This window comes from Nonomuraea sp. NPDC050404 (genome assembly GCF_040655495.1).
Classification (GTDB): Bacteria; Actinomycetota; Actinomycetes; order Streptosporangiales; family Streptosporangiaceae; genus Nonomuraea.
This window is the reverse complement of the sequence record NZ_JBFAKB010000026.1, coordinates 161,462-187,390: the sequence shown is the minus strand read 5'-3', so window position 1 is coordinate 187,390 and position 25,929 is coordinate 161,462. Positions and strand designations below refer to the sequence as shown.

Annotated in this window: 27 protein-coding genes; 8 read left to right on the top strand and 19 right to left on the bottom strand. The window is 70.7% G+C overall.

Annotation, left to right across the window (positions count from 1 at the left end):
* Nucleotides 1-60: 60 nt before the first annotated feature.
* From AB0I81_RS48890 to AB0I81_RS48875, 4 genes are read right to left on the bottom strand one after another with little or no spacing between them, the layout of a single operon-like run.
* Complete coding sequence (locus AB0I81_RS48890; protein WP_360673424.1) at nucleotides 61-1,719, bottom strand: flavin monoamine oxidase family protein; 1,659 nt, start codon at nucleotides 1,717-1,719, stop codon at nucleotides 61-63.
* Nucleotides 1,712-2,554: a M55 family metallopeptidase gene (locus AB0I81_RS48885; protein WP_360673422.1), complete on the bottom strand. Its 843-nt coding sequence runs from the start codon at nucleotides 2,552-2,554 to the stop codon at nucleotides 1,712-1,714. The genes AB0I81_RS48890 and AB0I81_RS48885 overlap by 8 nt, the downstream gene beginning before the upstream one ends.
* A complete protein-coding gene (locus AB0I81_RS48880; RefSeq protein ID WP_360673420.1) occupies nucleotides 2,551-3,762 on the bottom strand; it encodes a DUF6395 domain-containing protein in 1,212 nt (403 codons plus the stop codon). The genes AB0I81_RS48885 and AB0I81_RS48880 overlap by 4 nt, the downstream gene beginning before the upstream one ends.
* A gap of 2 nt (nucleotides 3,763-3,764) precedes the next feature.
* Nucleotides 3,765-4,127 carry a hypothetical protein gene (locus tag AB0I81_RS48875; RefSeq protein ID WP_360673417.1) on the bottom strand — a complete coding sequence of 121 codons (363 nt, stop codon included), beginning with the start codon at nucleotides 4,125-4,127 and terminating at the stop codon, nucleotides 3,765-3,767.
* Nucleotides 4,128-4,299: 172 nt separating this feature from the next.
* Between AB0I81_RS48875 and AB0I81_RS48870 the strand changes: the two genes are divergently transcribed.
* Nucleotides 4,300-5,109 carry a hypothetical protein gene (locus AB0I81_RS48870; RefSeq protein ID WP_360673414.1) on the top strand — a complete coding sequence of 270 codons (810 nt, stop codon included), beginning with the start codon at nucleotides 4,300-4,302 and terminating at the stop codon, nucleotides 5,107-5,109.
* Between the two features lie 20 nt (nucleotides 5,110-5,129).
* On the opposite strand, the gene AB0I81_RS48865 is transcribed toward AB0I81_RS48870, so the two are convergent.
* Together AB0I81_RS48865 and AB0I81_RS48860 are read right to left on the bottom strand one after the other, a co-directional pair.
* Nucleotides 5,130-5,903, bottom strand: coding sequence for an enoyl-CoA hydratase-related protein (locus tag AB0I81_RS48865; RefSeq protein ID WP_360673412.1), 774 nt, complete (start codon nucleotides 5,901-5,903; stop codon nucleotides 5,130-5,132).
* A gap of 33 nt (nucleotides 5,904-5,936) precedes the next feature.
* On the bottom strand, nucleotides 5,937-6,587 hold the full coding sequence (locus tag AB0I81_RS48860) for an endonuclease (RefSeq protein WP_360673409.1): 651 nt from the start codon (nucleotides 6,585-6,587) through the stop codon (nucleotides 5,937-5,939).
* A gap of 113 nt (nucleotides 6,588-6,700) precedes the next feature.
* Here AB0I81_RS48860 and AB0I81_RS48855 point away from each other — a divergent pair, with 113 nt between their 5' ends.
* Nucleotides 6,701-6,985, top strand: coding sequence for a Fe-S cluster assembly protein HesB (locus tag AB0I81_RS48855; RefSeq protein ID WP_360673406.1), 285 nt, complete (start codon nucleotides 6,701-6,703; stop codon nucleotides 6,983-6,985).
* A gap of 112 nt (nucleotides 6,986-7,097) precedes the next feature.
* Nucleotides 7,098-7,583, top strand: a complete 486-nt coding sequence (locus tag AB0I81_RS48850) for a hypothetical protein (RefSeq protein ID WP_360673404.1) — start codon at nucleotides 7,098-7,100, stop codon at nucleotides 7,581-7,583.
* Between the two features lie 52 nt (nucleotides 7,584-7,635).
* Here AB0I81_RS48850 and AB0I81_RS48845 read toward each other — a convergent pair whose 3' ends face one another.
* The 11 genes from AB0I81_RS48845 to AB0I81_RS48795 all read right to left on the bottom strand — a co-directional run bounded on the left by AB0I81_RS48845 (nucleotide 7,636) and on the right by AB0I81_RS48795 (nucleotide 19,139).
* Entirely contained in the window at nucleotides 7,636-7,917 is a 282-nt protein-coding gene (locus AB0I81_RS48845; protein ID WP_360673402.1) for a hypothetical protein, read from the bottom strand.
* Nucleotides 7,918-8,544 (bottom strand): HNH endonuclease family protein, encoded by a 627-nt coding sequence (locus AB0I81_RS48840; protein ID WP_360673399.1) that lies wholly within the window; start codon nucleotides 8,542-8,544, stop codon nucleotides 7,918-7,920.
* Nucleotides 8,545-8,671: 127 nt separating this feature from the next.
* Nucleotides 8,672-9,550, bottom strand: a complete 879-nt coding sequence (locus tag AB0I81_RS48835) for a 2-hydroxy-3-oxopropionate reductase (protein ID WP_360673396.1) — start codon at nucleotides 9,548-9,550, stop codon at nucleotides 8,672-8,674.
* Nucleotides 9,551-9,622: 72 nt separating this feature from the next.
* The gene (locus tag AB0I81_RS48830) at nucleotides 9,623-10,411 is read right to left on the bottom strand and encodes a TIM barrel protein (protein WP_360673393.1); all 789 of its coding nucleotides are present in this window, start codon (nucleotides 10,409-10,411) and stop codon (nucleotides 9,623-9,625) included.
* A complete protein-coding gene (locus tag AB0I81_RS48825; RefSeq protein ID WP_360673392.1) occupies nucleotides 10,408-11,100 on the bottom strand; it encodes a GntR family transcriptional regulator in 693 nt (230 codons plus the stop codon). The genes AB0I81_RS48830 and AB0I81_RS48825 overlap by 4 nt, the downstream gene beginning before the upstream one ends.
* 56 nt (nucleotides 11,101-11,156) lie before the next feature.
* Nucleotides 11,157-12,083: a D-2-hydroxyacid dehydrogenase gene (locus AB0I81_RS48820; protein WP_360673389.1), complete on the bottom strand. Its 927-nt coding sequence runs from the start codon at nucleotides 12,081-12,083 to the stop codon at nucleotides 11,157-11,159.
* Entirely contained in the window at nucleotides 12,080-12,922 is an 843-nt protein-coding gene (locus tag AB0I81_RS48815) for a carbohydrate ABC transporter permease (RefSeq protein ID WP_360673386.1), read from the bottom strand. The genes AB0I81_RS48820 and AB0I81_RS48815 overlap by 4 nt, the downstream gene beginning before the upstream one ends.
* Complete coding sequence (locus AB0I81_RS48810; protein ID WP_360673384.1) at nucleotides 12,923-13,807, bottom strand: sugar ABC transporter permease; 885 nt, start codon at nucleotides 13,805-13,807, stop codon at nucleotides 12,923-12,925.
* A 1-nt stretch (nucleotide 13,808) separates the two neighbouring features.
* Nucleotides 13,809-15,098, bottom strand: a complete 1,290-nt coding sequence (locus tag AB0I81_RS48805) for an ABC transporter substrate-binding protein (protein WP_360673381.1) — start codon at nucleotides 15,096-15,098, stop codon at nucleotides 13,809-13,811.
* An 82-nt stretch (nucleotides 15,099-15,180) separates the two neighbouring features.
* The gene (locus AB0I81_RS48800; RefSeq protein ID WP_360673378.1) at nucleotides 15,181-17,064 is read right to left on the bottom strand and encodes a beta-galactosidase trimerization domain-containing protein; all 1,884 of its coding nucleotides are present in this window, start codon (nucleotides 17,062-17,064) and stop codon (nucleotides 15,181-15,183) included.
* Nucleotides 17,061-19,139, bottom strand: a complete 2,079-nt coding sequence (locus AB0I81_RS48795) for a family 10 glycosylhydrolase (RefSeq protein ID WP_360673375.1) — start codon at nucleotides 19,137-19,139, stop codon at nucleotides 17,061-17,063. Before AB0I81_RS48795 ends, AB0I81_RS48800 begins: the two co-directional genes overlap by 4 nt.
* Before the next feature lie 150 nt (nucleotides 19,140-19,289).
* Between AB0I81_RS48795 and AB0I81_RS48790 the strand changes: the two genes are divergently transcribed.
* Both AB0I81_RS48790 and AB0I81_RS48785 read left to right on the top strand, forming a co-directional pair.
* Nucleotides 19,290-20,072: a hypothetical protein gene (locus tag AB0I81_RS48790; protein ID WP_360673372.1), complete on the top strand. Its 783-nt coding sequence runs from the start codon at nucleotides 19,290-19,292 to the stop codon at nucleotides 20,070-20,072.
* A gap of 247 nt (nucleotides 20,073-20,319) precedes the next feature.
* A complete protein-coding gene (locus tag AB0I81_RS48785; protein ID WP_360673370.1) occupies nucleotides 20,320-21,423 on the top strand; it encodes an XRE family transcriptional regulator in 1,104 nt (367 codons plus the stop codon).
* 131 nt (nucleotides 21,424-21,554) lie between these two features.
* Here the strand turns inward: AB0I81_RS48785 and AB0I81_RS48780 are convergent, their stop codons facing one another.
* Nucleotides 21,555-22,214 (bottom strand): TetR/AcrR family transcriptional regulator, encoded by a 660-nt coding sequence (locus AB0I81_RS48780; protein WP_360673367.1) that lies wholly within the window; start codon nucleotides 22,212-22,214, stop codon nucleotides 21,555-21,557.
* A 96-nt stretch (nucleotides 22,215-22,310) separates the two neighbouring features.
* Here AB0I81_RS48780 and AB0I81_RS48775 point away from each other — a divergent pair, with 96 nt between their 5' ends.
* Nucleotides 22,311-23,243 (top strand): zinc-binding dehydrogenase, encoded by a 933-nt coding sequence (locus AB0I81_RS48775; RefSeq protein ID WP_360673364.1) that lies wholly within the window; start codon nucleotides 22,311-22,313, stop codon nucleotides 23,241-23,243.
* A 47-nt stretch (nucleotides 23,244-23,290) separates the two neighbouring features.
* On the opposite strand, the gene AB0I81_RS48770 is transcribed toward AB0I81_RS48775, so the two are convergent.
* The gene (locus AB0I81_RS48770; RefSeq protein ID WP_360673361.1) at nucleotides 23,291-24,247 is read right to left on the bottom strand and encodes a YafY family protein; all 957 of its coding nucleotides are present in this window, start codon (nucleotides 24,245-24,247) and stop codon (nucleotides 23,291-23,293) included.
* A gap of 93 nt (nucleotides 24,248-24,340) precedes the next feature.
* On the opposite strand from AB0I81_RS48770, the gene AB0I81_RS48765 reads away from it, so the two are divergent.
* A complete protein-coding gene (locus AB0I81_RS48765) occupies nucleotides 24,341-24,868 on the top strand; it encodes a DinB family protein (RefSeq protein ID WP_360673358.1) in 528 nt (175 codons plus the stop codon).
* A gap of 65 nt (nucleotides 24,869-24,933) precedes the next feature.
* A complete protein-coding gene (locus tag AB0I81_RS48760; protein WP_360673356.1) occupies nucleotides 24,934-25,911 on the top strand; it encodes a zinc-binding dehydrogenase in 978 nt (325 codons plus the stop codon).
* Nucleotides 25,912-25,929 lie beyond the last annotated feature (18 nt).

Sequence of the window (25,929 nt, the reverse complement as noted above, 5' to 3'; positions counted from 1 at the left end):
CCCACTCCTCGATCGCTTCTCCCGACGAGCCTATTGCGGCTGTGGGAGCAGCGGGTGACGTCACGGAGACTGCAGCACCCGTTGATGCAGTTGGGTGACGGCACCGCGGGCCGACTCCATGGCCCCCGCCTGCCAAGCGATCAGATGGGTGAGCCAGTCGCCCGCGAAGTAAACCCTTCCGGCGGGGCGTTGCAGAAGAGTGAAGGACGAATCAAAGGCGGGCCAGCGCATCCATCCGCCCTGGATGTGCTCCTGGCGCTCCCAGGCGATGGAGGTGCTGGACAGGAGGTTCTGGCGGTACTTCTCGCCGTGGATCTTCTTGCCCTGGGTGAGCGCCCTGCGCCGCCGGTCCTCCGGGGTGAGCGCGCCGTAGAGCTCCGCGTGGCGCTCGGTGTTGTAGTAGCCGACGAGCAGGCCGCGCTCGTTGTGGTAGCCGTGTGAGGGATACCAGATGTGGGTGATGTCGAGGTCGGTCTCGGTCACCCCGCCGTAGATGCGGTCCTCCTGCTCCCACCAGCGCCGGCCGTACTCCAGGCCGATCTTGCCGGCGGCGACGGGCACGGGTGTCTTCAGCGCGGTGGTGATCTGGGCGCCGAGGTTGTGCGGGATCTTGGCGAGGAGGTGCGGCGGGAGGGTGGCGATGCAGTAGTCGGCCTTGATCGTGCCGCCGGTGTGGACGACCTCGACGCCGTCGTCCAGCGTGGTGATCTTGGTGACCTTGGCGCCCGTTTTGATCCGCTCCGCGCCGACGGCCTGCTGAAGCTTGGTGACGATGGCGTCCATGCCGCCGACGGGCTGGAACATGGGGGTGGCCTGGTCGTAACCGAAGTCGTTGGTGATGGCGCGGCCGGTGCCAGCGGCCAGGACCTGGTGCAGGGTGCCGGGGTCGGAGATGGGGGTGCCGCCGTCGAGCGCCGGAAATTTCGTGAAACCGCGCCGCTCGGAGCCTTCGTACGCGTCCTTCGGGCCGAGGTCGCCGAACCTTCTGAGGAAGTCCAGCAGCCGTTCCTGGTCGTTCCTGGTGATGGCCCGGTCCAGGGCGCCGAGGTTCGTGGCCTTTGCCAGGAGTTCGGCGACATATCCGTACATGTCGGCTCGGGCCGTGCGGGCCCTCAGCGTCTGGCCTTCGGTGTGCACGTACGCGGCGGCGTTGTTGTTGATGAAGGTCTCGATGGGGACGCCCAGCTCGCGGCAGTAGTCGAGGGTCACCATCCAGGGGGCGATACGGCCGGGGCCCGCGTTGAAGTAGACGCCCTCGCCGAACTTCACGTCCTGGGCGGGGCCGTTCAGCTCGGTCAGGCGGTCGCCGCCGCGCAACGTCAGGTTCCTGCCGCCCGCCCGCTGCCCGGCCTCCAGCAGCGTGCAGTCGTAGCCGGCCTTGCCCAGCTCGTACGCGGCGGTCAGCCCCGCCACGCCCGCGCCGAGGATCACCACCTTGGCCGCGCCCTTGCCGCGCAGGGTGAAGTCGCCCTGGCGGGGCGCGGTGAACTCCTTGTCCTGCTCGGCGGGCGCCAGGCCGAGGGCGCCCATGGCGGCGTACATGGCCCCGGCGCCACCGGCCGCCCCGATCCCGACGAGCAACCCCCGCCGCGTCAGCGCCGCCCCCCTGCCCGAGCCCCTGCCCGCACCGCTTCCCGAGTCCTTGGCGGCGGTCGCGTCCGTGGCCTTGTCCGCGTTCGAGCCCGCGCCCTCGTCCTCGGCCATGGGAACCTCAGCCATAGGGACCGCTGCCGCAGGCGACCTGTCCGGCGATCGTGGCGAAAAGCCCGAACAGGGCCATGATCTGGGGGAAGTCGTCGGTCGTGAACTCGGTGTGCCGCGCGCCGGCCGCCTTGACGCCCGGGATCAGCGACACGGCCGCGGCGATGGCAGTCGAGTTCCACTCCACCCCGAGCGTGTACGGCGCCGGCACCACATACGGCGTGAAGTCGTTCAACCGGCCCAGCGCCCGCGCTGTCGCCTCACGAATTTGTGCCTGGGCGACGATCGGCGGCGACAACTCGGCCGAGAACTTGTCGACCCCCTTCTTCACCGCCACCGTCTCGACGTCGCCGAGCAGCTCGCGGGCCTCTTCCCCGACGGCCTCGTCCCCGGTCACCAGCGCCACCGGCACCCCGTGGAACCCGGCGCACGCCGCGACCAGCCGGGTCTCGCCGCACAACTCGCCGTTGAGGTAGACGTTCTGGATCTCCTTGCCCATCCAGGTGTGGTTGAGCACCCCGTGCGGCACCCCGGCGCGGGCGTGGTAGCCCACGAAGCAGGCCGCCCGGAAGGTGCCGTCCAGCCCGTGGGCCATCCGCTGTGCCTTGCCGGGGCCCCTGATCAGGCTCGCGCGGGGGTCCAGCAGGTCGATCCGCAGGTTCTTGGTGGAGCCGTGGGCGTCGTTGACCAGCACGCCGCTCGCCCCGCCCGCGTACGCGCCCTCGATCGCGGCGTTCGCGTCGGCGGTCATCAGCTCGCAGCCGCGCTCGTACCCGCGCTTGCCCGCGTGCATCTCCTCGGGGTCGGTCAGCCCCGTCACGCCCTCCATGTCCACCGACAGGTAGACCTTCATGCCGCCCCCCACGTCTCGACCCGCCGCACCTCGGGCTCCGTCATCAACCCCACATTCGCCCCGACGAACGCCGCCGCCTCCGCGCGCCACGCCTCGGGGGTCTCGTCGAGTGCCGGCGGGTAGCAGTGCTCCAGCCAGCTCGTCGCCTCCTCCGAGACGTCGAAGTAGTCCAGGGCGGGGGCGAAGAGCGTGTTCTCGATGCCGGGTACGCGGGCGAGCCCGTACTGGATCATCTCCTGGCCCCCGTACGGCGGCTTCATGAGGTACTTGCGCGCCACGGGGCGGTCGGCGGTGATCGGGGTGTCGAGGGGGCGGCGCTCCACGGCGGCCTGGATGAGCTCCTTGTACAGGCACTTGCCGCAGTTGCGGCAGGGACCGTCGGTGCCCTGCAGGCACCAGCGGACCTGCTTGCTGAGCGGAGAGGCTAAGGCCAGGCGCATGGTGACCGCCTCGCTCACGCCGCCGACCGGCAGCACGATGTGCACGCCGACCGCCGCGAACAGGCGGCCCCACCTGCCGTGCGGCGCCCACATGGGGTTGTCGGGAGTGAAGCGCCCCAGGTAGCGGTCGCCGCCCAGCCAGCGCGAGCCGAGCTCGTAGCCGAAGCCCAGGCCACCCAGGTCGAGCCGGTCGGCCAGCAGCAGGGCGCCCGCGGCCACGGCGTGGTGCTCCGGGTAGCCGGGGCGGGGCTCGGCGAGGGTGTACTCCAGGTCGGAGGTGACCGTGCTCAGCTCGCGGCCGGTCTTGGCGGCGAGCCCGGCCAGCACGTCCGAGCGGTAGTGCGGCCAGCGGTTCGGCACGCGCGGGTGGGCGACGCGGCGGAAGTGCACGAACGGGGCCTGCGGGTGGATCGTGGCCGCCGCCACCGAGTCCGCGCCGCCGCTGTAGGAGATCGCGAGCCTGGCGCCCTGCCTGCGGGGCTCGGCGCCCACCGGACCGGCCTCGACGCCCCAGCCGTCGTGCAGGACCTGCGCCAGCTCGGCCGAGATGGCCCGGTCGAAGGTGATCCGCCGCCTGGTCCACGGGGCCACGATCGTCCAGGCGGCCAGGGCGAACAGGTCGGGGTGCGCGTCGTCGGGCACCCCGCCGATGGAGCAGGAGTTGATGGCCAGCTTGATCGGGTACTCGTCGGAGGCCGTGCCGGTGATCTCGTCTTCCGGGTCGAGCCGGAAGCTCAGGTGCCCACCGGCGCTCCACGTCACGCGCACGGTTACTCCCCTGGCCTGGCCGGTTCGGCGCGCAGCCCGTCGATGGCCTGCCAGACGAGGACCTCGTTCTGCAGCACCCCGTCCATGGCCTTGGCGGTCTCCTGCGCGAGCCGGTGCGTATTGTCCACCTTCGCCCTGAGAGCCTTGTCAGCTGCGCTTCCCGCAGCGCCGCCGGTCATGGGCGGGCGGGCGTCGCGCAGCCGCTCGACCTCGCCCTGGAGGGTCACCATCTCCCTTTTCAGGGTCTGCACCTCCCAGAGCGCGTCCCTGATGTCCTGGCGGTGATCAGAGATCGAGATGTAGCGGGAGTCGAACCACGTACGCACGGCCTTTCTGAGCCGGGCAGGGACGAGGACGCGCATCATGAAACGCCACCATAGTGGCAAACCAACATCGGTTTGGACGATCCTGACCCAAGGCGTTGACATCTCGTTACGGGCGTGCGACTCGGCCCATATCCGATCTTCACAAAGGCCGGGCACCGTGGGTGCATGACTGCTAACGTTCCGCGACATGCCCTCCTCCGTGCATGTTGCGTTGAACGCGCTGTTTCGGAACCGGCCCACGCTCGCCGTCGATCTGCTGTGCGAGGTCTTCGACATCGACCTGCCGCCGGAAACCCTGCTTGAGGTGGCTCCGCCGGGCCCCGCCGAGGTGTTCTTCACCGTGGGACGGCACCACGAGCCCGTGCACGGCGTGATCGTGGAGTTGCAGCACACCGTCTCCGAGGAGGACCGGCAGGTCTGGGCGCGGCGCAGCGCCGCGCTCTGGCTGCGGCTGAACTGCCCGGTGCTGGTGCTCGTGCTGGCTCCCGACGCGCGGGTGTGCGACTGGGCCGCGCAGCCCGTGGTGACCAGCCTGCCGGGGTACGTGCTCCATCCCCTGGTCGTCGGGCCCGACCAGATGTTGCCCATCGAGGACCCGTCGGAGGCGGCGGAGTGCCTGGAGTTGTCGGTGTTGTCCGTCCTGGCCCACGGGCGGGACAGGGCGACCGTGGAGACGTTCCTGGCGGCGCTGTCGAAGGTGGAGGAGTGTCACGGGACCCGGTACTACGAATACGCCTACCGCCTGGCGTCCACCGACGTCCGGCAGGTTCTGGAGGAGCTCATGTCGTCCGCCACCTGGCCCGTGTACAGCCCTTTCGCCCGCGAGCACTTCACCAGGGGACGGCTCACGGGCCTGTCGGAGGGCAAGGCTCGGGCCGTGCTGGCGGTGTTGCGGGCGCGGGGCGTGAGCATGCCGGACGAGGCGCTGACGGCCATCACCTCGTGCACCGACCAGGAACAGCTCGACGAGTGGGCGCACAGGGCCGCGACCGCGCTGACCATCGACGAGCTGTTCGTCTGAACTCCGGCGTACGGCCCGCCCTATCGGCCGGTGAACTTGGCCTTGGACTTCTCCGCGAACGCGCGCATGCCGATCTTGGCGTCGTCCGTGGCGAACAGGCCGGAGAACTGCAGGCGCTCGATCTCCAGGCCCGTGTCGAGGTCGGTCTCCAGGCCCTGGTCCACGGCCTGTTTGGCGGCACGCAGCGCGACCGTCGGGCCGCCCACGAAGGTGGCGGCCCACTCCAGGGCGGCCGTGTAGACCTGCTCGTCCGGCACCACCCGATCCACCAGGCCGATCGCGAGGGCCTCGGCGGAGGCGACGTGGCGGCCGGTGAAGATGAGGTCCTTGGCGCGCGCCGGGCCGATCAGGCGGGGCAGGCGCTGGGTGCCGCCCGCGCCGGGGATGATGCCGAGCAGGATCTCCGGCTGGCCGAGCTTGGCCGACTCGCCCGCGACCCTGAAGTCGGCGCACAGGGCCAGCTCGCAACCGCCGCCCAGGGCGTAGCCGGTGATGGCGGCGATGACCGGCTTGCCGATCTTGGCGACCGCGGTGAAGCAGGACTGAAGCGTGCGGGAGTGGGCGGCCATGTCGGCGTAGGACATGTCGGCCATCTCTTTGATGTCCGCGCCCGCGGCGAACACCCGTTCCCCGCCATAGAGGATCACGGCCTGCGCCTGCGGGTCGGCGTTCACGATGCCGGCCGCCTCCGCGAGCTCCTGCTGGACCTGACCGTTGAGGGCGTTCATCTTCGGACGGTCAAGACGGATCGTGGCGATCTGGTCGGCCACCTCGACGCTCACAAACTCACCCATGAGCCCGAACCTAACAGTCCGGCTCGCCCATGGTCAGTGGGCGGCGGCGGACTTGACCGCGTCCACGGACTTCTTGCTGCGCGAGACCCGTACGAGGGCCGCGGAAAGGCGCGCCAGTTCGTCGCCCGAGTGCGCCAGTTTGGACAGCGAACCCGCCCGGCGCGGCAGCCCGAGTTTGCCCGCGCCGTCCAGCACCTTCTTGTCCAGGTGCGGCGCGACCTGCGGCCAGACGGCCTGCACCTCGCGCAGGAAGATGTCGGCCCCCGTCGGGCCGATGCCGGGGAACTCCATCAGCAGGGACGCGATCCGCTTGTCCTGCCCCCCAGCCTCCTCGCGCAGGCGGCGCAGGTCGCCCTGCCACCGCTCGGCGATCAGGTCGGCGGCGTCGCCGAGCATGGTGGCGGTGCGCTCGTCGTAGCGCCGATAGTGGCCGCGGCCCAGCGCGTCCACCCGGTCCTGCCAGCTCGCCTCGCGCATGCCCTTCGGCGTGCCGTAACCGGCCGCGAACAACTCCTTGGCGGCGGCCACCGCGACGTCCGCCGAGATGCGCGCGCTGAGCAGCGTGGCCAGCACGAGCAGCTGGTAGAGCGGTTTCGGCTGGTCCGCGAGCTTGATTCCGGCCTCGGCGGCGTACGTGCGGCCGTAGCGGTCGAGCAGGGCGTCCAGTACGTCGGTCTTCGCCATACCGCTGCGCCTACCCGCGACCCGTCCCCGCATTCCGGGCGGAGTGTTTGGGTGCTCGGGCACAGGGGAGGCGGAGTGTCTGACCTTTTCCCAATGTGATGAAGGAGCAAATTGTGCTGACCTTGACCGACAACGCCGTGGTCGCCATCCGTGATCTCATGGTCGGCGAGGAGGTCTCCGCCGACGCGGGCCTGCGCATCTCCCCAAAGGCCGATGAGGCGGGCACGCTGGAGGTCTCGCTGGCGAACACGCCGCAGTCCGGTGACCAGGTGGTGGAGAAGGAGGACGTACGCGTGTTCGTCGCGCAGGACGCGGTGCAGATCCTCGACGACAAGTCACTGGACGCCCAGCCGGGCAACCCGGGGCAGCCGGCCTTCCGCCTGGACCGGCGCGCCTGACCGGGGCCGCTCCGGCCACCGTCCCGGCTTGCCCTGCCGTCGTCCGCACACTCGCGGTTAGGCTGCTGTGAGGAGTCACCCGATTGCCGAGCAGAGGAAAGGCGGCGACCGCATGAGCGCGCCGGGCCGGCCGACAGCGGAGACCGGAAGAAATCAGGAGACCGTGCTCGCCGACGAGTTGAATCGCATGATCGCCCTGGCCGAGGAGGCGCGGTCGGAGGAGACCTGGGCGTTCGACTCGCTCAGCCGTTTCGTCCACGGCTGCGCCGATGCGCGGCTGGACCCGCTCGCCTCTGCCGTGGCGGGGGACGCCGCCGAGATCGAGGCGGCGCGTGCCCGGCTGCTGAAGGCCCTCGACGGGATCGTCCGGGCCGGCCACGACGAGAGCGCGCTGCGGGAGGACGTGGGCACGGGAGACGTCGTGGGGGCCGTCGGACTGCTGGTCCGGGGGTTGTCCACGGTGCCCGCCGGGCTGGGCGAGGAGTTGAGCGAGCGGGCGGCACGGCTGGTGCTGGCCGGCATGCGCGCCCATCCCGCGCCGGTCCCGCCGGGCGCGCCGCTGACCGCCGAAGAGCTGGTGCAGCGCGTTTCCGCGTAGGACTGAGAGCGAACAGACGGCCCCGGGTGTCGCCCGGGGCCGTCTTCGGTGTTCAGGGTGATGGGTTGAAGCCGGTCAGGCCGTCGGGCATGCCTCGCCGTACGGCCTGGACGATCTCCTGGTGGAGGTGCGGCCCGGGATCGGGGGCCCGGCCCAGGGGGCTGCCCTCGATCTCGTACCACTCGTCGGCGTCCAGGTACTGGACACGTACCGTCACCTGACCGCCGGTCACCTCGGTACGCACGGTCACCTCACCGGTGATGACGCCGACCTCGTCGGTCATCACCCCGCCGGGACCGGCGACGACGCTGCTCTCGTAGGTCTGCGCGGTCATTCAGCGTCCGTTGGGCCCGTGGCAGGTCGCCACCATCTCGCCCAGCGCGTCCCGCTCGGTCTCGGTGATCGTGAGCCCGTAGCGGGACTTCACGTCGATCCAGGCCCGGCTGTAGACGCACCAGTAGCTGCGCCTCGGCGGACGCCACTGGTCGGGGGCCTGGTCGCCCTTGGACCTGTTCGAGGCGGCCGAGACCGCGATGAGCTGCGGGCCCTCCAGGTCGTTGGCGAAGCGCTTACGCTGGGCGTCGGTCCACTCGTTGGCGCCCGAGCGCCACGCCTGGGCCAGCGGCACCATGTGGTCGATGTCGAGGTCGCGGGCGTTGGTGAAGGTCTTGCCGTCGTACTCGCTGTACCAGGTGCCGGAGATGGCGCGGCAGCTTTCGTCCTGCTTGACGTCCTGGCCGTCACGGACCAGGACGATCTCGCGGGTGTCGCAGCGCTCGCCCTGTCCCGCCCAGTGCGGGAAGCGGGCGCGGCTGTAGCCGGCCATGGAGCCGGCTTCGGCGACGGTGAGCCGCTTGAGCTGCCAGGCGGCGGCCGAGGCGGAGAGGGTGGGCGGAAGTTCGGCGGGAGAGGCGGCGCTCGCGCCGGCGGCCGGAACCAGGGCCAGGAAGGCTGTGGCCACGGCGGTCGCTGCGCGCGAAGGCCATGATCGCAATGAGAACATGGCCCACGATTAGCAGCGGCGATTACTCTAGGTAATCAATATGCGGCACCCCTTGTAACTGTGTGTAACTAAAATGGGACTCCCTTTACGCGGTGCCCGAAAGGCGCTCGACCCCGCGCAGCAGGGCCGAGTGGTCGAGCCCGCCGTCGCCGTTCGCGTTCGCCGCGGCGACGAGCTGGGCCACCAGCGCGCCCAGCGGCAGCACGACGCCGGCCTCGCGGGCGGCCGAGGTGACGATGCCCATGTCCTTGTGGTGCAGGGCGATACGGAAACCGGGCTCGAAGGAGTGATCGACCAGGTTGGCGCGCTTCTGCGTGAGTACGGCCGAGCCCGCCAGGCCGCCTCCGAGCACCTCCAGCGCGGCCTCCAGATCCACCCCGTACGCCCTCAGGAACACCACGGCCTCGGCCAGCGCCTCGATGTTGGCCGCGACGACGAGCTGGTTGGCGGCCTTGACGGTCTGGCCGGAGCCGCTCGGCCCGACGTGCACGACGGTCTTGCCGACCGCCTCGAACACGGGCCTGGCGGCCTCGAACGTCTCCGCCGCGCCACCCACCATGATCGACAGGGCCGCGTTCCTGGCGCCCGCCTCGCCGCCGCTCACGGGGGCGTCGAGGTAACGCAGGCCGCGCCGGTCCGCCTCCCCGGCCAGCTCGCGCGTGACGTCGGGGCGGATGGTGGAGAAGTCGATGATCAGCGTGCCGGGGGCGGCGTGCGCGAAGACGCCGTCCTCGCCGGTCAGCACGTCCTGGACGTCGGGCGAGTCCGGCACCATGATCGCGACGATCTCGGCGTCCGTCACGGCGCCGGCGATCGAGTCCGCGACCCGCCCGCCGGCCGCCGCCAGCGGCTTGGCCTTGTCGGGGGTGCGGTTGTAGCCGGTGACGGCGTGCCCGGCCTTGACCAGGTGCACGGCCATGGGGCTGCCCATGATGCCGAGGCCGATGAAGGCGATGGCGCTCACGTCAGTGATCCTTCCGAGTCGGAGATGAAGCAGGTCACGTCGATGATCCTGCCGGGTCGAAGCTGACGCCGGTCACTTGGAGGTGGCGGCGCGCTCGTCGCGGGGCAGCCAGGCGAACGCGCCGGGTCCCTCGGAGCGGTATTCGAGGCCGACGTAGCCGTCGTACCCGGCGGCGTGCACGTCGTCGATCCACCGCCGGAGCGGCAGCTCGCCCTCGCCGGGCGCGCCCCTGCCGGGTGCGTCGGCGATCTGCACGTGGGCGATGCGCGCGGCGTGGCGGGCGATGACGGCGGGCACGTCGTCGCCGTTGACGGCCAGGTGGTAGAAGTCGGCGAGCAGGCCCGTCCCCTGCCCCACCCGGTCGAGCACCGCCACCGCGTCGGCGGCCGTCAGCAGCGGGTAGCGGGGCGCGCCGCTGATCGGTTCGAGCAGCACGGTGCCCGGCACGCCCTTGGCGCAGGCCGTCAGCATCTCCACGGCCAGCTCGTCCTGGCCTACGGGGTCGGCGCCGTCGATCCGGTTGCCGTAGAGGGCGTTGAACGCGCGGCAGCCGAGCCGCTCCCCGATGGCGGCCACCACGGGGATGTTCTCCAGCAGCTCCTGCGAACGCCCCGGCCACGACACCACGCCGCGGTCGCCGCCCGGCATGTCGCCGGCGAAGAAGTTGAGGCCGGACAGGTGTACGCCGGCGTCCTCGACGGCGCGTACGAAAGCCTCCACCTCACGGTCGTCCGGCACCGCCACCGGCCACGGCCACCAGAACTCCACCGCCGTGAACCCGTCGGCCGCCGCCGCGGCGGGCCGTTCGAGCAGGGGCAGGCCGGTGTAGAGGAGGGAGCAGTTGACGGTCCACTTGGTCACGCGCTGGCCTCTTCCGATCGGGGGTTTTCGCGGCGCAGCTGGCCGAGCAGGCGGCCCTGTGCCTGGTCGAGATGGTGGGCCAGGCACTGCTGCGCCCGCTCGGGGTCGCCGTCGCCGATGGCCTTGAGAATGTCGTCGTGCTCGTGCGCCACGTTCATCGGGTTCGTGGTGCGGTGGGCCTGGAACTGGCCCATGGTGAGGTGCACCTCGCCGAGTATCACCTCGTGCATCCGCGACAGGCGGCGGCTGCCGACGGCGGCCACCAGGGCCGAGTGGAAGGCGATGTCGGCCTCCACCTGGTCGGCGAAGGCCGCGTCGCCGGCCGCCGCCTTCATCGCCGCCTGGGCGCGTACGGCGGCGGGCGGCACGTTGCCCGTGCGGGCCAGGGCCGCGACCGCCGCGCGTTCGACGGTCTCCCGGCTGAAGTAGAGGTCGCGGATCTCCTCCTCGTCCAGTTTCGGGACGACGGCGGTCTTGTGCGTGGTGCGGCGCAGCAGTCCGAGCGCGGTCAGCCGCTCCAGGCAGGCTTTGGCGGTCGGGCGGGCGACGCTGTACTCGCCCGCGATGCGGATCTCGGTGAGCTTCTCCCCCGGGGCGATCTCGCCGTTGACGATGCGCTTGCGCACCGACTCGTAGAGCGCTTCCGTCAGAGACGACGGTCCGAGAGGAAAACTGGTCTGGCCGTCCACGAGACTCCTCCCAGAAATCGGCAAAATCGTCAGACAAGTATACTAGTCGTCTCCTGTCAATATCCGGCGGACTTGTCGACGACGTTGCGCAGCGGTTCTCCCCTGGTGAAGCGGCCCAGGTTGTCCAGCAGGATCTCCAGGCCGCGACGCGCGGTCTCACGCGTGGTGGCCCCATTGTGCGGGGTGACGATGACATTCGGCAGGGCCCAGAACGGGCTGCCGACGGGCAGCGGCTCCACGCCGTGCGCGTCCAGCCCCGCTCCGGCGATCTCGCCCCGCCGCAGCGCGTCGAGCAGGGCCTCGTCGTCGGCGATGCCGCCGCGCGAGACGCACACGAAGCAGGCCGTGGGCTTCATCGCGGCGAACGCCGCCTGGTCGAACCGCCCGGCCGTGGCGGCGGTCAGGGGCGCGGTGACCACCACGTAGTCGGACTCGGCCAGGAGGTAGGCGAAGTCGTCGGGGCCCAGCAGTTCGTCCACGCCGGGCGCGGGCCGCGCGGAAGACCTGCGCATGCCCAGCACTCTCATGTGGCACGCCTTCGCCTTGGCGGCCAGGTCGAGGCCCGCGTTGCCCAGCCCGTACAGGCCGATGGTCTTGCCGGCCAGTTCGCCGTGCGTGAAGCGCTCCCAGCGGCGCTCCGACTGGGCGCGCGACCAGCGCGGCACGTCCCTGTCGAGCATCAGCACCAGCAGCAGCGCGTGCTCGGCCAGCGGGATCGCGCCGTTGCCCGCCGAGGAGGTGAGCGTCACGTCACTGTCGAGCAGCGCGTCGGACAGGATCGTGTCCACACCGGCGGCCGGGCTGTGCACCCAGCGCAGCCTGGACGCCCTGGCCAGCAGCGGCTCCGGCACGTTGCCCACGACGGCGTCGGCGTGCTCGATGCCCTCGGCCAGGCCGCCGAACTCGACCCGCGCGGGACCGGCGGCCCGGCGGATGCGCGCGCGGGCGATCTCGTCGTGCTCTCCCGTGACGATGATGTTCATTTGAGCCCCGTGGTGGCGATGCCGCGGATGAGGTGTTTCTGGGCGACGGCGAAGAAGATCAGTACGGGCAGCAACGACACCAGCGACATCGCGAACAACATGCCCACGCCGCCCTGCGACTCGGAGTCGACCATGGAGTTCAGCGCCACGGAGACGGTGAACATCTTCGGCGAGGTGAGGTAGATCAGCGGGACGAAGAAGTCGTTCCAGGTCCAGATGAAGGTGAAGATCGTGGTGGTCACCAGCGCGGGCCGCATGAGCGGCAGGACCACGTACCAGAACGTGCGGAACGGGCCCGAGCCGTCGATCCAGGCCGCCCGGTCCAGGTCACGCGGGATGGTCCTGATGAACTGCACCATCAGGTAGATGAAGAACGCGTCGGTGGCCAGGAACTTCGGGATGAGCAGCGGATAGTAGGTGTTCACCAGGTCGAACTGGGAGAAGAAGATGTACTGCGGGATCACCAGCACATGCATCGGCAACATCACCGAGACCAGCGTGATGCCCAGATACACCTTGCGCATCCGGAACTCCAGCCTGGCCAGCGCGTACGCCGTCAGCGCACAGGAGAACAGGTTGCCGACGATCGAGCCGACGGTGACGAGCAGCGAGTTGAGGAAGAAGACGGTGAAGGGGCGGTTGAGCGCGTTCCAGCCTTCGACGAAGTTGTCGAAGGTGACCTCGCTGGGGATGAGCCCGGTCTCGGTGAGGATGAGGTGGTCGGGTTTGAGCGAGCTGACGATCATCCAGATCAGCGGATAGAGCATCAGCAGCACGAAGACGCCGAGCGCGAGGTGTTTGGGCAGGTCACGGCGGCGCATCGGGGAGATGGCGGTCATCTAGTCGTCTCCGTAGAAGACCCAGTACTTCGACAGGACGAAGTGCACGGCGGTCACCAGGCCGATGGCCACCAGGAGCACCCAGGCCAGCGCGGAGGCGTAGCCCATGTCGAAGTTCGTGAATCCCTGCTGGTAGATGTAGAGCGTGTAGAACAGCGTCGAGTTGGCGGGGCCGCCGGTGCCGCCGCTGACGACGTGGGCCTGGGTGAAGGTCTGGAACGCGCCGATCGTCTGCAGGATGAGGTTGAAGAAGATGATCGGGGTGAGCAGCGGGATCGTGACGCCGGTGAACTGGCGCAGGATTCCGGCGCCGTCCACCTTCGCGGCCTCGTACAACTCCTCGGGGATCTGGCGGAGGCCGGCCAGGAAGATCACCATCGGCGAGCCGAACGTCCAGACGTTGAGCACGATCAGCGTGGACAACGACAGGCTCGGGTTCTGCAGCCAGCTGCCCAGCTCCAGGCCGAACACCGACAGCGCCCGGTCGATGAGGCCGTTGTCGCCGAAGATCTGCCGCCACAGGATCGCCACGGCGACGCTGGTGCCCAGCAGCGAGGGCAGGTAGAAGGCGCTGCGGTAGAAGGCCAGGCCGCGCAGCCCCCGGTCGAGGATCAGGGCCAGCAGCAGCGCGAAGGCCAGTTGCAGCGGGATGGAGACCACCACGTAGACGGTGGTCACCCGGACGGCCGCCCAGAAGTACTCGTCGGCGAACATGCGCTCGAAGTTCGCCAGGCCGTTGAACTCCGGCGTGGACAGGATGTTGTAGTCGGTGAAGGCCAGGTAGAGGGAGGCCAGCAGCGGCACGGCGGTGACCAGCACGAGCCCCAGCCACCAGGGGATGAGGAAGACGTGCGCGGCACCGCCCTGCCGGTTGAGCCTGGACATCTCAGCCGGCCCTGGAGATGCCGGCCTGGATCTCCGCCAGCAGCCGTTTCGCGCCGTCGGTCGTGCGCAGGCGGCCGAGCGCGATCTCCTCGGAGACCCTGGACATGGCCGTGCGCCAGGTGCTCGTGCCCGGCGGTGCCTCGAAGCGGATGCGCCGCTCGGCCTCGCGCCCGGCCTGGACGATGGTCAGCATCTCCTTCTCGTCGCCGGTGGCGCTGTCGTAGTACTGCTGGAACACCTTGGGGTTGACCGGCGCGCCCATGGTCAGGCCGACCGTCTTGACCATGGCCAGGTCATTGGTGTTGTAGCTGACGAGCTTGCCCGCGGCCTCCACCTTCTCCTCGTCGATGCCCTGGTAGATGGCCATCCGGGGGAAGTAGAGGAACTGGTGCCCGGCCAGCGCGTCCTTGGCCACGGGCATGCCGCGCAGCTTGAAGTCGTGGTCGGGGAACTGCTTGGCCTCGTCGATCATGTGGTTGGAGTTGCCCACCTTGGCCAGCACCTTCTCGCCGACCAGCGCCCAGTCCGGGCCGATGCCCTCCTGCTCGCTGAGCGTCATCACGGCGCCGGCCTTCTGCAGTTTGTCCCACCAGTCGAACCAGGCGGCCAGGCTGTCGGTGGTGAAGCCCGGCTTGCCGTCCTGGGTCCAGAGTTGCTCGCCGCGCTGGCGCAGCCAGGACTCGAACGGCAGGTCGGCGTCGGGCTCGTACGGCATGCCCTTGCGCCGCTTCGGATTGTCCTTGGCGTAGTCGATGAGGAAGGCCGACCAGGCGTCCCAGTCGGCGTCGTCCGGCGGCAGATCGACGCCGTCCTCCTTGACGAAGGAGTCGTTGTAGCGGATGACGGGGACGAAGATGCCGAACGGCATGGTGTTGAGCTGCCCGCCGAGCTTGAACGACTCCAGGTCCTCCTTGGAGTAGTCGGCCAGGTTCAGCGTCGGGATGTCGTCGAGCGCCCGGTAGAGCTTGCTCTTGTGGTACGTGAGCACCTGCGGCGAGGCCACCCAGAAGATGTCGGCCACGTCGCGGGCGGCCATCTGGGTGGTCATGCGCTCCTGGAAGGCGGCGTACTCGGCGAACTCGGGCTCGACCACGATGCCCGGGTTCTTGGCGGCGAACTCCTTGAGGGCCTTTGAGTAGTTCTGCTGCCGGATGGTGTTGCCCCACCAGGCGTACCTGAGCGCGGTCTCGCCGCTCGCCGAGCCGCCCGCGCCACAGGCCGTCAGGCCCGCCCCCAGCGCTCCGGCTGCCGCCAGTTTCAGGAATCCCCGCCGATCGAGTCCGCTCAACACATCTCTCCCATCGCTCTCACAGGGGACCGGCTACCCCAGTGATTGCTTTAGTGTTCATTTGCCTGACGTGATGGTCAATAGGTCACGTATACTTGTTTGACAATTTCAGGACCTCGAAGAGCCCGATGTCAGGCAGCCGCACCCGCCCCCCGTCGTTGTCCAGCACGCGTCCCGCCCGCAGCGCGCGCACCTCCCATTCGCCCTGCCAGGGCAGCTCCAGCCACGACTCGGTGATCGGCAGCGGCGCGCGGAAGCGCTGGTCGGCGTCGCCAGAGCGGTTGAGCAGGTGGATCACCCTGGTCTGTCCCGAGCGGCCGGTCACGATCTCCACCTGCTCCGGCAGGCCCGTCCTGACGGCCAGGCCGCCGTCCACGCGGTCGGCGAACAGGTCGCGGTGCGCGCTCAGGCCGGTCTCGCGGTAGCCGCGGCCGACGGTCCACGGCATGAGCACGCCGGCGCCTCTGCCGTAGGGGGCGCTCAGCCAGCCGGGGTGGCCGGTCTCCAGGTGACCGTGGCACTTCTCGGGCGGGCCGTACCTGGCTCTGGACAGGGCGTACAGGCCGGTTCTTGCCTCTGGGGCGGGCTCGACCACGTGGAAGGCGCCGATCACCGGCACCATGCCGCGGTCGCCGCGCACGTGCAGCGAGCGCACCGACTCCTCGGTCGTCCTGCTCGCCAGGAGGCGGGTGACGGGCAGGCAGGCGAGCGCGCCGCTCGAACCGGTGGCCAGCACGGTCCCGCCCGCCTCCGCGTACGCGTCCAGCACCTGCGGGCACGACATCGGGCCTAGATCGGGCAGCACTACCAGCCCGTATCTGGACAGATCGCTCACGGCCAGCTTGTCCTCGGGCAGCACGTCGAACGGGATGTGCCGCTCCAGCAGCGCCAGGTACAACCCCTGGAACTCGGCGCTGGTCCCTTCTTCCGGCCTGACGAGCAGCGTGCGGGCCTCGGAGGTCAGGTCACGGTAGACGTCGGCGTGGTCGCGGTGGAAGCGGGTGATCTCGCCGGCGATCTCCAGGCACTCGTACGGGCTGTCGTCCGGCGTCCCCATGATGTACGTGGACGGAATCGCCCCCCGCGAGATCGCCTGCACCAGATACTGGGCGAAATGATGGGGCTCCTCCCCCGCCATCCGGTACGGCATGTCCACGAACCCCACCGAGTTGACCAGCACCGGCACCTCCGGCCGGTACGACTTGGCCGCGCTGACGTGCTCGCTCGTCCTGTGGTGCCACAGCGGCCTGCCGACGGCGTTGTTGGCCTCGTGGAAGACGATGTCGGCCCGCTCGCCCAGGATCAGCGCCGCCCCCGGCCTGCGCCCGGAGATCTCGGCCCTGATGCGGGCGTTGAGGTCTTCGAGGGTGTCGCGGGTGAACCGGCGCCACTCGGGGGTGGCCTCGGCGGGCAACTCCTTCCCGAAACGGCGGGCACAGGACGTGCAGTGGCACACGCCCCAGTACCGCCGGCTGTAGTCCGTCTCGTTGAAGGACATCCAGTTGAGGAAGAAACCGTCGATCTCGTACCTGTCGAGCACCTCCCCGATCACCTCGAACAGCTTGACCTGGTAGTAGTCGCCGCTCGGGCACACGCTGGTCAGCCCGTTGTAGACCTGGTGCTCCCCTTCGGGGGAGACGAAGCACCACTCGGGATGCCGCTCGGCCCGCCGGTGGTCGATCTTGGAGAAGTCCATCCGGGCCAACACCCGCACGCCCCTGCTCCCGGCCGCCGCCACCGCGTCGCCGATCAGGTCGCCGGACGGCCGCCGGCCCAGGTGCGGGTTGCGGGTCTGGAAGTCCAGGCCGGTCGGGTAGTTGGACAGGATGCCGCCGACGCTGATCAGCCAGGCGTTCGCGCCGAAGCCCTCCAGGTGGTCCAGCACCCGCTCGACGTCCAGGCCGGCGTCCACTTCGCGGAGGTTGGTCTGGAACATCCGGAACGGCTCGCGCCACCACGGCCAGCTCATCGCACGTCCCAGGTCAGGTGCACGACCTCGATGAGGTCCACGTCCGTCAGCGCCACCTCGGCCCGGCCGTCGCGGATCGTCACGGGCGCCTCGGCGTCGGCGACCAGCAGCCGCGCGGTGGCCCCGCGCGCGCCGGGCGGCAGCGCGACCGTCACGGTCTGCGGGGGCAGCGGGAGGGTCTGCCTGATGGCGCCGCGCATGGCCATGGGGTTGGTGAGGTTCACGACGGTGACCGCCACGCCGTCCGCGTCGCGGCGTACGGCCAGGTCGGCCAGGCCGGGACCCGTCACCGTGGCCTCGGGCTCGCCGCCGAGTGCCCACCGCACCGCGTTCGCGATCAGCCGGCCGTGGTCGGCCTGCAACGCCTCCCAGAAGATCGCCCCGATGTCGAACGGGATGTAGACCACCCGCCCCGGCCCCTGCCGGACGACGACGGCCGGGGCGTCCGGGGCCCGGCGGGCGTACAGCTCCTCCATGGGCAGGTCGGGAAAGTCGGGCACGAACCGGAACGGCACCCGCGTGTCCGGCCTGGCCTCGATCCCGAGCAACCGGCTGCCGCCGATCACGCGCTTCGCGCCACCGAAGCCGTCGTTCACCGGATGGTCATCGGTCAGCGCGATGTAGTTGTTCTTCACCGGCCCTCTGACCGGCGTGACCAGGTCGGCGCCGAACACGTCTGCAAGGCCGAAGTTGGCGCGCGGGCCGCCGTGCTCGTCGTACAGGGAGGACTGGTGCGCGGCCACCAGGCCGCCGCCGGCGGCCACGAACCGCCGGATCGCCTCGCACTGCTCGTCACTGAGCTGCTCCGCGTTGGCCAGGACCAGCACCTTGTACGGCCGCAGCCGCTCGGCCGACACCACCTGGTCGGCGATGAACTCGAACGGGATCCGCGCCTCCACCAGCGCCTGGTAGAACCCGTCCTCGTCGGGGAAGGCGTGCGCCGCCCCGCTGCGCATCTGCCCGGCCCTGCTCGGGTCCACCAGCGCGATCTCGGCGGTGACCGGCAACTTCGACAACACCGGCTCCAGCCGCGCGTGCAGCTTGAACGCCTCCACCACGGCCGGCACCCAGCGGGGGTCGGAGACGGTGGCGTTGAACTTGGTGAACCACGGGAACGCGCCCTGGGCGAACCCGTCCACGATCCAGGTGCGCGTCTCCTCCGGCGGGGCCACCGAGTCCTTCCAGCGGTGCTGGTGGTGCTCGGGCCCGACGGAGGTGATGAGCCCGATCGGCCGGTCGGGGTAGAGCCCCCGGCTGCGCTTGGCCACCCGCCCCGCCGCCCAGGGGGCCTCGATGCCGGAACGGCCCTGCTTGTCCACCACGAACATCGGGTAGACCCGCCGTACCAGGTCGGGGTCCAGGTCACGGGCGGCGAAGGCGCCGAGGTTGGGAATGAAACGGGCGTGCGGGCGCAGGTCCTTGACCGCCGCGTCCCAGATCGAGACCAGCTCGCTGAGCCTGCGCCGCCGCCAGGCCACGTACGCCGGCCAGGCCGGGTCGCCGCCGTCGTGCTCGCGCTTGGGCAGCTCGAACCCCGTGTCGTCGCGGAACGAGCGGCGCGCGGCCTCGCTGTAAGAGATGCCGTAGTAGCCCTCCCAGCGGTTGGCGAAGATCGCGTCCACGTCGTACTCCCGCACGATCTCGCGGGCCACCTCCGTGATGAACTCCCGGTGGTAGCCGGTGAACGCGCAGGTCAGCCAGATGTCGGGATAGGACCAGTGCGGGATGGGCGCCCCCTCCTCATCGCACGCCAGCCACTCGGGATGCGCCCGCGCCGCGTCGGCGTGCACGGCGTGCGGGTCCACCCGGGCCATGACGTGCATGCCCAGCCCTCTGGCCGCCTCGACGAGCGCGCCGAACGGGTCGGTGCCGCCGAGGTGCACGCTGCGGTGGTGGTACGGGATGCGGGTCGGGTAGTAGGCGATGTAGCCGCCGGCGCTGAGGCAGACCGCGTTCGACCTGCTCTCCCGCATCACCTCGGTCCAGAAGCCGACGTCGAGATGGGCCGGGTCGTCCTCGGCCAGGGTCAGTTGCGTCCAGCGGGTCGCCGTTCTTGGCCAGTCGGGAGTTCGCATCGTGACACACCTCTCGTCAGGCAACTTGTCAGACTTGCCAAATTGTCTAACAAGAGTGCAAGACGTACAAGAGTCGGGTGTGTCGGATGGGCAACATGAAGTCGTGGCGGGTCTATGATGTTGGAAAGTAAAGCGGCGGGGAGGTCGGGCATGGAGATGTCTGTGTGGGCGCGCGACACGTTCGGCGAGCGTGCTCCCCTGATCAGACAGGCCGTGGCCGAGGCGTTGTCGGTGGCGCTGGACAACGCCCGCGACGCGCAGAAGGTGGCGCGGACCGACCATCTGCACCCGTTCGGGTTCACCCTCATGTCGCGCAAGTTCGAGGCACTGGCCTCGGCGTTCAGGGACCGGGGCGAGGACCTGGGCGAAGTGAGCGTCGTCAAGCCAGGCGGCTCGCAGAACGAGCTGGTGGTGCTCGACGGCAAGCTGCTGTTCCCGTTCCGCTACGCCAAGGACCATTCGGTCAGCGTGATGAGCGCGCGCATCGGCGAGGGCAAGCCGTCCGTGCTGATGCAGGCGCTGTTCAACCGGTTCGGGCCCGAGCCGCGCATGCGGCAGCTCGCGCTGCACGACGTCTCGCCACAGGCGGTGCCCGGCCTGGAGACGGTCGCCGAGGCGCTCGGCGACCTGCCGGAGGACACCAGGCTGGTGCTGATCGCGTACGCCTGCAACGCGCACGCCGGGCTGCTGGACACCTGGTGGGGTGAGGCCGAGCTGCTCGACCGCGCCGGCAGCCTGCGCTGGCACCACTGCGAGAAGATCCCGCTGGCCCAGGAGACGTCCGTGGCAGCCGGGGGCGACGAGGGCGCGGCGGCCTTCGACCAGGGCGTGCTGCCCGCCCCCGAGCTCAACCCGCGCACCGCGGCCGCCCGCCTGACCACCCCGGCCAGCGAGCCTTCCCCGATCCGCCCGCAGACCGCCGACGGTGCGTGACAGCCAGCCGGACAAACCGGCTCCGCGAGGTGCCACAACGGACACTCCGGCTCCGGCTCCGGGCGGCTCCGGGACGCTCAGTCCTGTCAGGGGCGGCGGGCCCGGGAGCAGCGGGCCCGGCGGAAAGGGCGGACTCGCGAAGGACGACGGGGCCGAGAGTGGTGGGCTCGCGAAGGACGGCAGGGCTGAAAGTGGCGGGCGCGAGAGTGGCGAGGTTGTGAGGGGTGGGGGGCCGAGTCCGCAGGCTGTGGCTGATGCGTTCGACGCCACCCGGCTCACCCAGGCGCGTCATCTGGCCGCGCTCACCAAGAAGGAGGTCGCCGAGCATCTCGGTGTCTCTCCCGCCGCGGTCGGGCAGTACGAGGCCGGGGTCACCCGTCCCCGGCCCGACCTGCTTCCCCGGCTGGCCGAGGTGTTGTCGGTGCCGATGGCGTTCTTCCTGCCCGGCCGGCCGCACGGCAAGCTCGACGGCTCCATGGCCCACTTCCGCAGCCTGCGCTCCACCCGCGCCTACCAGCGGGCCAAGGCCGTGGCGTTCGTCGAGCAGGTCTGGGAGCTGACCTACGCCCTGGAGAAACGCGTCCAGCTGCCGTTGGTCGACCTGCCGGGCTTCGCGGGTGGCGAGATGCACTCCGCGCTGCCCCGCGACCCCGCCGGCGCGGCCCGCGCGCTCCGCGCCCACTGGGGGCTGGGCACCGGCCCGATCAGCCATCTCGTACGCCGGATGGAGTCCCACGGCATCGTCGTGGCCTTCCCGCGCCACGACCCCGACGCGGTCACCGTGGACGCCTTCTCCACCTCCAGCCTGCCGCGGCCGATCGTGGTGCTGACGCCCAACAGGTTCGACGACATCTACCGCCACCGCTTCACCGCGGCCCACGAGCTGGGGCACCTCGTCCTGCACGGTGACACCGCGGCGGGCGATTCCCAGCAGGAGCGCGAGGCCGACGCCTTCGCCGCCGAGTTCCTCACGCCCCGCGACAGCATCCTGCCCCAGCTCCCGCTCCGCGCCGACCTGCGCAAGCTGGCCGAGCTGCGGCAGCGGTGGGGAGTGTCGGTCGACTCGCTGCTCTACCGGTGCAGGGAGACCGGGTTGTTGTCCGACTCCGCCGCCGGCCGCGCCTATCAGCGGCTGGCCGCGCTGCGTGACCAGCCGGGCTTCACCAACGAGCCTGTTTCCGGTTATCCGGGCGAGCAACCCGTGTTGCTGGCCCACGCCTTCGAGCTGGCCGCCGCCGAGAGCGATCTGAGCGCGGCCACGCTGGCCCAGGAGTTGGCCTGGCCGATCGCCCGCGTACGCGAGCTGATGGGCCTGCCCGACCAGCGCCCCTCCCTGAAACTCGTGCCCTGACCTCAGCACGCCCCGACCTCAGCGTGGCCTGACCTCGGCGCGCCCCGGCCTCAGCGTGCCCCGACCTCACGGTGCCCTGGCCTCACGGTGCCCTGGCCTCACGGTGCCCTGGCCTCAGCCGGGCTCGGACCTCAGCCGGGCTCGGGGCGAGGGGTGGCCGGGAGGGTGAGGCTGGCCGGTAGGCAGGCCACGGCCTCGCGGAAGCGGGTGGCCAGTTCCGGTACGCCCGGCGGGTCCCCGGCCGTGGCCGCCCAGCCGGCCACCGCGTGCCGCCAGGCGGCGACCATGATGTCGCCCAGGAGGGCAGGGCGCGGATCGCCGGGGAGGTCGAGTCTGCGGTGCAGGACCTCCAGCACGGAGCCCATGGTGGTCTCGCAGAAGTGCAGGCTCTGCGCGTTCACCGACGGAGTGACCTGCGACAGGCGGTAGCTCACCAGGGCCCGGCCCGCCCACGCCTCGTCCGCCACCTGGTCCAGCGCGGTCAGCAGGGTGTCCTGCATCAGCTCCAGCAGCGGCCTGCCGTCGGCCGGGGCGGTCTCCAGTTCGACGAGGAAGGCCCGCCACATGTCCTGCAGCGGCGCCATCGCCACGTCTTCCTTGCTGCCGAAGTAGCGGAAGAAGGTGCGCTTGGAGACCTCGACCTCCTCGCAGAGCTCGTCGAGGGTGACCCCGCCGAAGCCCCGGCTGCCGAACAGGTCCAGCGCGGCATCGACCAGCGCCTGGCGGGTGCGCTGTTTCTTGCGTTCGCGCAGCGGCTTCCTGTCTTCTCCCAGCGGCGGTGCGGTGGTCATGGAGGCCAGTGTATCCGAGCGGCGAACGCCACTTGCGCGCTTATGCCACTGAGTGGCATAAAGTGTCAGTTGTTCCCTTCCTGAAAGGTGCCGCTGATGCGAGCCCTGCTCATCGACCACTCGACCGTCTCCGGCCTGCGCCTCGATGCGGCCGCCGACCCCGTACCCGGGCCACACCAGGCGCTCGTCAGGGTGAGCGCCACCTCACTCAACTACGGCGAGGTCAGGCACGGCATCCCGAACGCCCCCGACGGCGCCGTGCTGGGCTGGGACGCCTCGGGCGTGGTCGAGCGCGCCGCCGCCGACGGGTCGGGACCGCCCACCGGCACCCCGGTGATCACGATCGGCCTCGACGGCGCGTGGGCCGAGCTGCGGGCCGTGGACACCACGCTGCTGGGCGTGGTTCCCGCCGGGGCCGATATGGGGGCGATCAGCACGATCCCGGTGGCGGGTGCCAGCGCCCTGCGTGCGCTGCGCAGGATCGGGCCGATGCTGGGCAAGCGGGTCCTGGTGACGGGGGCCACCGGGGGCGTGGGCCGGTACGCCGTACAACTTGCCCGGCTTGGCGGGGCACGGGTCGTCGCGTCCACCAGCGACCCGGCGGGGCACGGCGACGCGCTGCGGGCGCTGGGCGCTCATGAGGTGGTCTCCCACCCGGAGAAGACCGAGGGCCTGGTGGACGGGGTGGTGGACAACGTCGGCGGCGGGCAACTCGTCGCGGCGTTCGACAAGCTGGCCCCGCACGGCACGCTGATCTCCGTCGGTCACGGTACGGGCGAGCCGGACGCCTTCCCGTTCGGCGCCCTGTTCGGTGACAGCGGGCGGCACGATCGTTCCCTGGTCACGTTCTACCTGCTGGACGGTTCTGACCTGCGCCCCGACCTGACCTGGCTGGCCGCCCGCGTCGCCGCCGGCGAACTGGATCCCGGGATCTCGTGGCGGGGTGGCTACCGGCAGGCCGACGAGGCCGTCGCCGCCCTGCTGGAAGGCCGCCTGCACGGCAAGGCCGTACTCAGCACCGCCTCCTGACCGCGACACCGGCCCCTGACCTCGGCGCCAGCGGGCGTTGGCGGGCGTTAGTGGGCGCGGGTGAAGCGGGATCCCCACTTGTGGATCTGGTCGAGCAGTTCGGGGGGTTCGATGACGTGGAAGTCGGCGTCGAGCGCGCCCATGGCCATGATCGCCCACTCCAGGGAGTCGACGGTCATCCGTACCCGGCAGTGCCCGGCGTCGATCTCCTCGACGGTGCACCACCTGCCGATGCGCTCGCGTACGAGGGCGGCGGGCGCGTCGGCCACCACCTCCACCCGCTGCGACCACGGCACGCTGTCCAGCCGGGCGCGGACGAACTCGGCCGCGTCGGCGGCGGGCAGGTCACGGGGCCGGAAGCGCACTCCGGTGGCCTGCGGCTCGGACAGCCGGTCCACCCGGAAGCTGCGCCAGTCGTGGCGGGTGAGGTCGTAGGCGACCAGGTACCAGCGGCGGCCGAGACAGACCAGGCGAAGCGGCTCGGCCTGCCGTTCGCTGTGGCGTCCGTCGGCGGCGGTGTAGGAGAAGCGGAGCTGTTCGTTGTCCCGGCAGGCCAGCGCGATCACGGTGAGCACGCCGGGGTCCACGCCGGCCTGGGACGTGCCTCCCCATCCGGCGGGCACGGTCATGGAGCGCAGCGCGTCGATCCGGCGCCGCAGCCGTACCGGCATCACCTGCACCACCTTGGCCAGCACCCGTACCGAGGACTCGGCGAGACCCTCCACCGCACCCTGCGCGGCGGCCTGTAGCCCCACGGCCAGGGCGACGGCCTCGTCGTCGTCGATCACCAGCGGCGGCAGTGCCGCGCCGGCGGCGAGTTGGTAACCGCCGTCCACGCCGCGCTGTGCCTGGACCGGATAGCCCAGCTCGCGCAGCCGGTCGATGTCCCGCCGCAGCGTACGGGCCGATACGTCGAGCCGCTCGGCCAGTTCGGCGCCCGGCCAGTAGCGGTGGGTCTGCAGGAGGGACAGCAACCGAAGCGTCCGCGTGCTGGTGTTGGCCATGTTCCCGATTCTCCCCGCAATTCAGGCCAGAAAGTGACCGGTATGCCTGTCAGAGTGGTCCTTGACCGGCAAGACGAGCGGAAGGAACCGATCATGACCACTCCTGGAAGCGTCACCGGCGAGCGCGCCGACCTGATCGCGGCACTGGGGCAGGCCCGGCACTTCCTGCGGGTGCCCACCCAGGGCCTGACCGACGAGCAGGCCCGGCAGCGCACTACCGTCAGCGAGTTGTGCCTGGGCGGCCTGATCAAGCACGTCACGGAGATGGAGCGGAGCTGGACGGAGTTCATCCGGAGCGGCCCGTCCGCGATGCCCGACTTCGACGCGATGGCCGAGGACGACTACGCGGAGTTCGCCAACGGGTTCCGGCTGCTGGACGGCGAGACGCTGGATGGCGTGCTGAAGGAGTACGCCGAGGTGGCCCAGCGGACCGACGACCTGATCGCCACCCTGCCCGACCTCGGCGTCGACCACCCGCTGCCCAAGGCCCCGTGGTTCGAGCCCGGCGCGCGCTGGTCGGCCCGCCGGGTGCTGGCGCAGATCATCGCCGAGACCGCCCAGCACGCGGGCCACGCCGACATCCTGCGCGAGTCCCTGGACGGCACCAAGAGCATGGGTTGACCTCAAGCATAGTTGAGGTAGCAGGCTTGCAGGACGGACTGACCACGACCTTTCGGAGAGTCATCATGCATGCCGTCGTCCTGCGCTCCTTCGGCCCCGCCGAGAACTTCAGCTACGAAAGCGTCCCTGACCCCGAGCCCGGCCCCGGTCAGGTGCGCGTCGCCGTCAAGGCGGCCGGCGTGCACTTCGTCGAGACGGTGATGCGGGCCGGCCTGGGCGGCCCGACCTCACCGCCGCTGCCCGAGCTGCCGACGATCTTCGGCGGCGAGGTGTCGGGCCGCGTGGACGCCGTGGGCCCCGATGTCGATGCCGCCTGGCTCGGCGCGGACGTGGTGACGTCCGGCGGCAGTCCCGGTGGTTACGCCGAGCTGGCGGTGGCCGAGGTGACGAACCTGCACCGGGTGCCGCCCGGAGTGAGCCACGAGACCGCCGTCGCCATGATCGTCACCGGCTGCACCACGCTGCAGTTCCTGGACACCGCCGAGCTGACCTCCTCCGACATCGTGCTGGTGACCTCGGCGGCGGGCGGGATCGGCCGGTTGATCATCCAGTACGCGCGCCGCCTCGGCGCCACGGTGATCGGCGCGGCGGGCGGCCCCGCCAAGGTGGCGGCCGTCCGCGAGCTGGGCGCGGACCTGGCTGTCGACTACGACCGGCCCTCCTGGGAGCGCGAGGTCCGGGACTGGCTCGGCGGCGACACGGTCACGGCCCTGCTCGACGGGGTGGGCGGCGACAAGGCGCGGGCGGGTTTCGACCTCCTGGCGGCCGGCGGCCGGTACCTCACCATCGGCGGCTCCTCCCAGCAGGAGTTCACCCCGGACCCCGAGACGCTGAAGGAGCGGGACCTGACCGTGACCAACGCCCTGCTGGTCCTGCTCGGCCGGCCGGAGACCCGCCTCGAGTACGAGGCCAGGGCGCTGGCCGCGGCGGCCGACGGGTCGCTCGTACCGGCCGTGCAGTCCTTCCCCCTCGCGCAGACCGCCCGGGCGCACGCCGCGCTGGAGTCCCGGCGCACCACCGGCAAGGTCATCCTCGTGCCGTGATCCGGTTGGCCAACCGAA

Coding starts and splice junctions, on each gene's coding strand:
- AB0I81_RS48800 (WP_360673378.1), bottom strand. CDS start 17,064: ATGAGCTGGCCGTGGTGGCGCGAGCCGTTCCGGATGTTCCAGACCAAC.
- AB0I81_RS48775 (WP_360673364.1), top strand. CDS start 22,311: ATGCGAGCCCTGCTCATCGACCACTCGACCGTCTCCGGCCTGCGCCTC.
- AB0I81_RS48845 (WP_360673402.1), bottom strand. CDS start 7,917: ATGACCGCGCAGACCTACGAGAGCAGCGTCGTCGCCGGTCCCGGCGGG.
- AB0I81_RS48770 (WP_360673361.1), bottom strand. CDS start 24,247: ATGGCCAACACCAGCACGCGGACGCTTCGGTTGCTGTCCCTCCTGCAG.
- AB0I81_RS48765 (WP_360673358.1), top strand. CDS start 24,341: ATGACCACTCCTGGAAGCGTCACCGGCGAGCGCGCCGACCTGATCGCG.
- AB0I81_RS48790 (WP_360673372.1), top strand. CDS start 19,290: ATGGAGATGTCTGTGTGGGCGCGCGACACGTTCGGCGAGCGTGCTCCC.
- AB0I81_RS48875 (WP_360673417.1), bottom strand. CDS start 4,127: ATGATGCGCGTCCTCGTCCCTGCCCGGCTCAGAAAGGCCGTGCGTACG.
- AB0I81_RS48820 (WP_360673389.1), bottom strand. CDS start 12,083: ATGAACATCATCGTCACGGGAGAGCACGACGAGATCGCCCGCGCGCGC.
- AB0I81_RS48795 (WP_360673375.1), bottom strand. CDS start 19,139: ATGCGAACTCCCGACTGGCCAAGAACGGCGACCCGCTGGACGCAACTG.
- AB0I81_RS48885 (WP_360673422.1), bottom strand. CDS start 2,554: ATGAAGGTCTACCTGTCGGTGGACATGGAGGGCGTGACGGGGCTGACC.
- AB0I81_RS48860 (WP_360673409.1), bottom strand. CDS start 6,587: ATGGCGAAGACCGACGTACTGGACGCCCTGCTCGACCGCTACGGCCGC.
- AB0I81_RS48760 (WP_360673356.1), top strand. CDS start 24,934: ATGCATGCCGTCGTCCTGCGCTCCTTCGGCCCCGCCGAGAACTTCAGC.
- AB0I81_RS48780 (WP_360673367.1), bottom strand. CDS start 22,214: ATGACCACCGCACCGCCGCTGGGAGAAGACAGGAAGCCGCTGCGCGAA.
- AB0I81_RS48890 (WP_360673424.1), bottom strand. CDS start 1,719: ATGGCTGAGGTTCCCATGGCCGAGGACGAGGGCGCGGGCTCGAACGCG.
- AB0I81_RS48865 (WP_360673412.1), bottom strand. CDS start 5,903: ATGGGTGAGTTTGTGAGCGTCGAGGTGGCCGACCAGATCGCCACGATC.
- AB0I81_RS48810 (WP_360673384.1), bottom strand. CDS start 13,807: ATGTCCAGGCTCAACCGGCAGGGCGGTGCCGCGCACGTCTTCCTCATC.
- AB0I81_RS48815 (WP_360673386.1), bottom strand. CDS start 12,922: ATGACCGCCATCTCCCCGATGCGCCGCCGTGACCTGCCCAAACACCTC.
- AB0I81_RS48850 (WP_360673404.1), top strand. CDS start 7,098: ATGAGCGCGCCGGGCCGGCCGACAGCGGAGACCGGAAGAAATCAGGAG.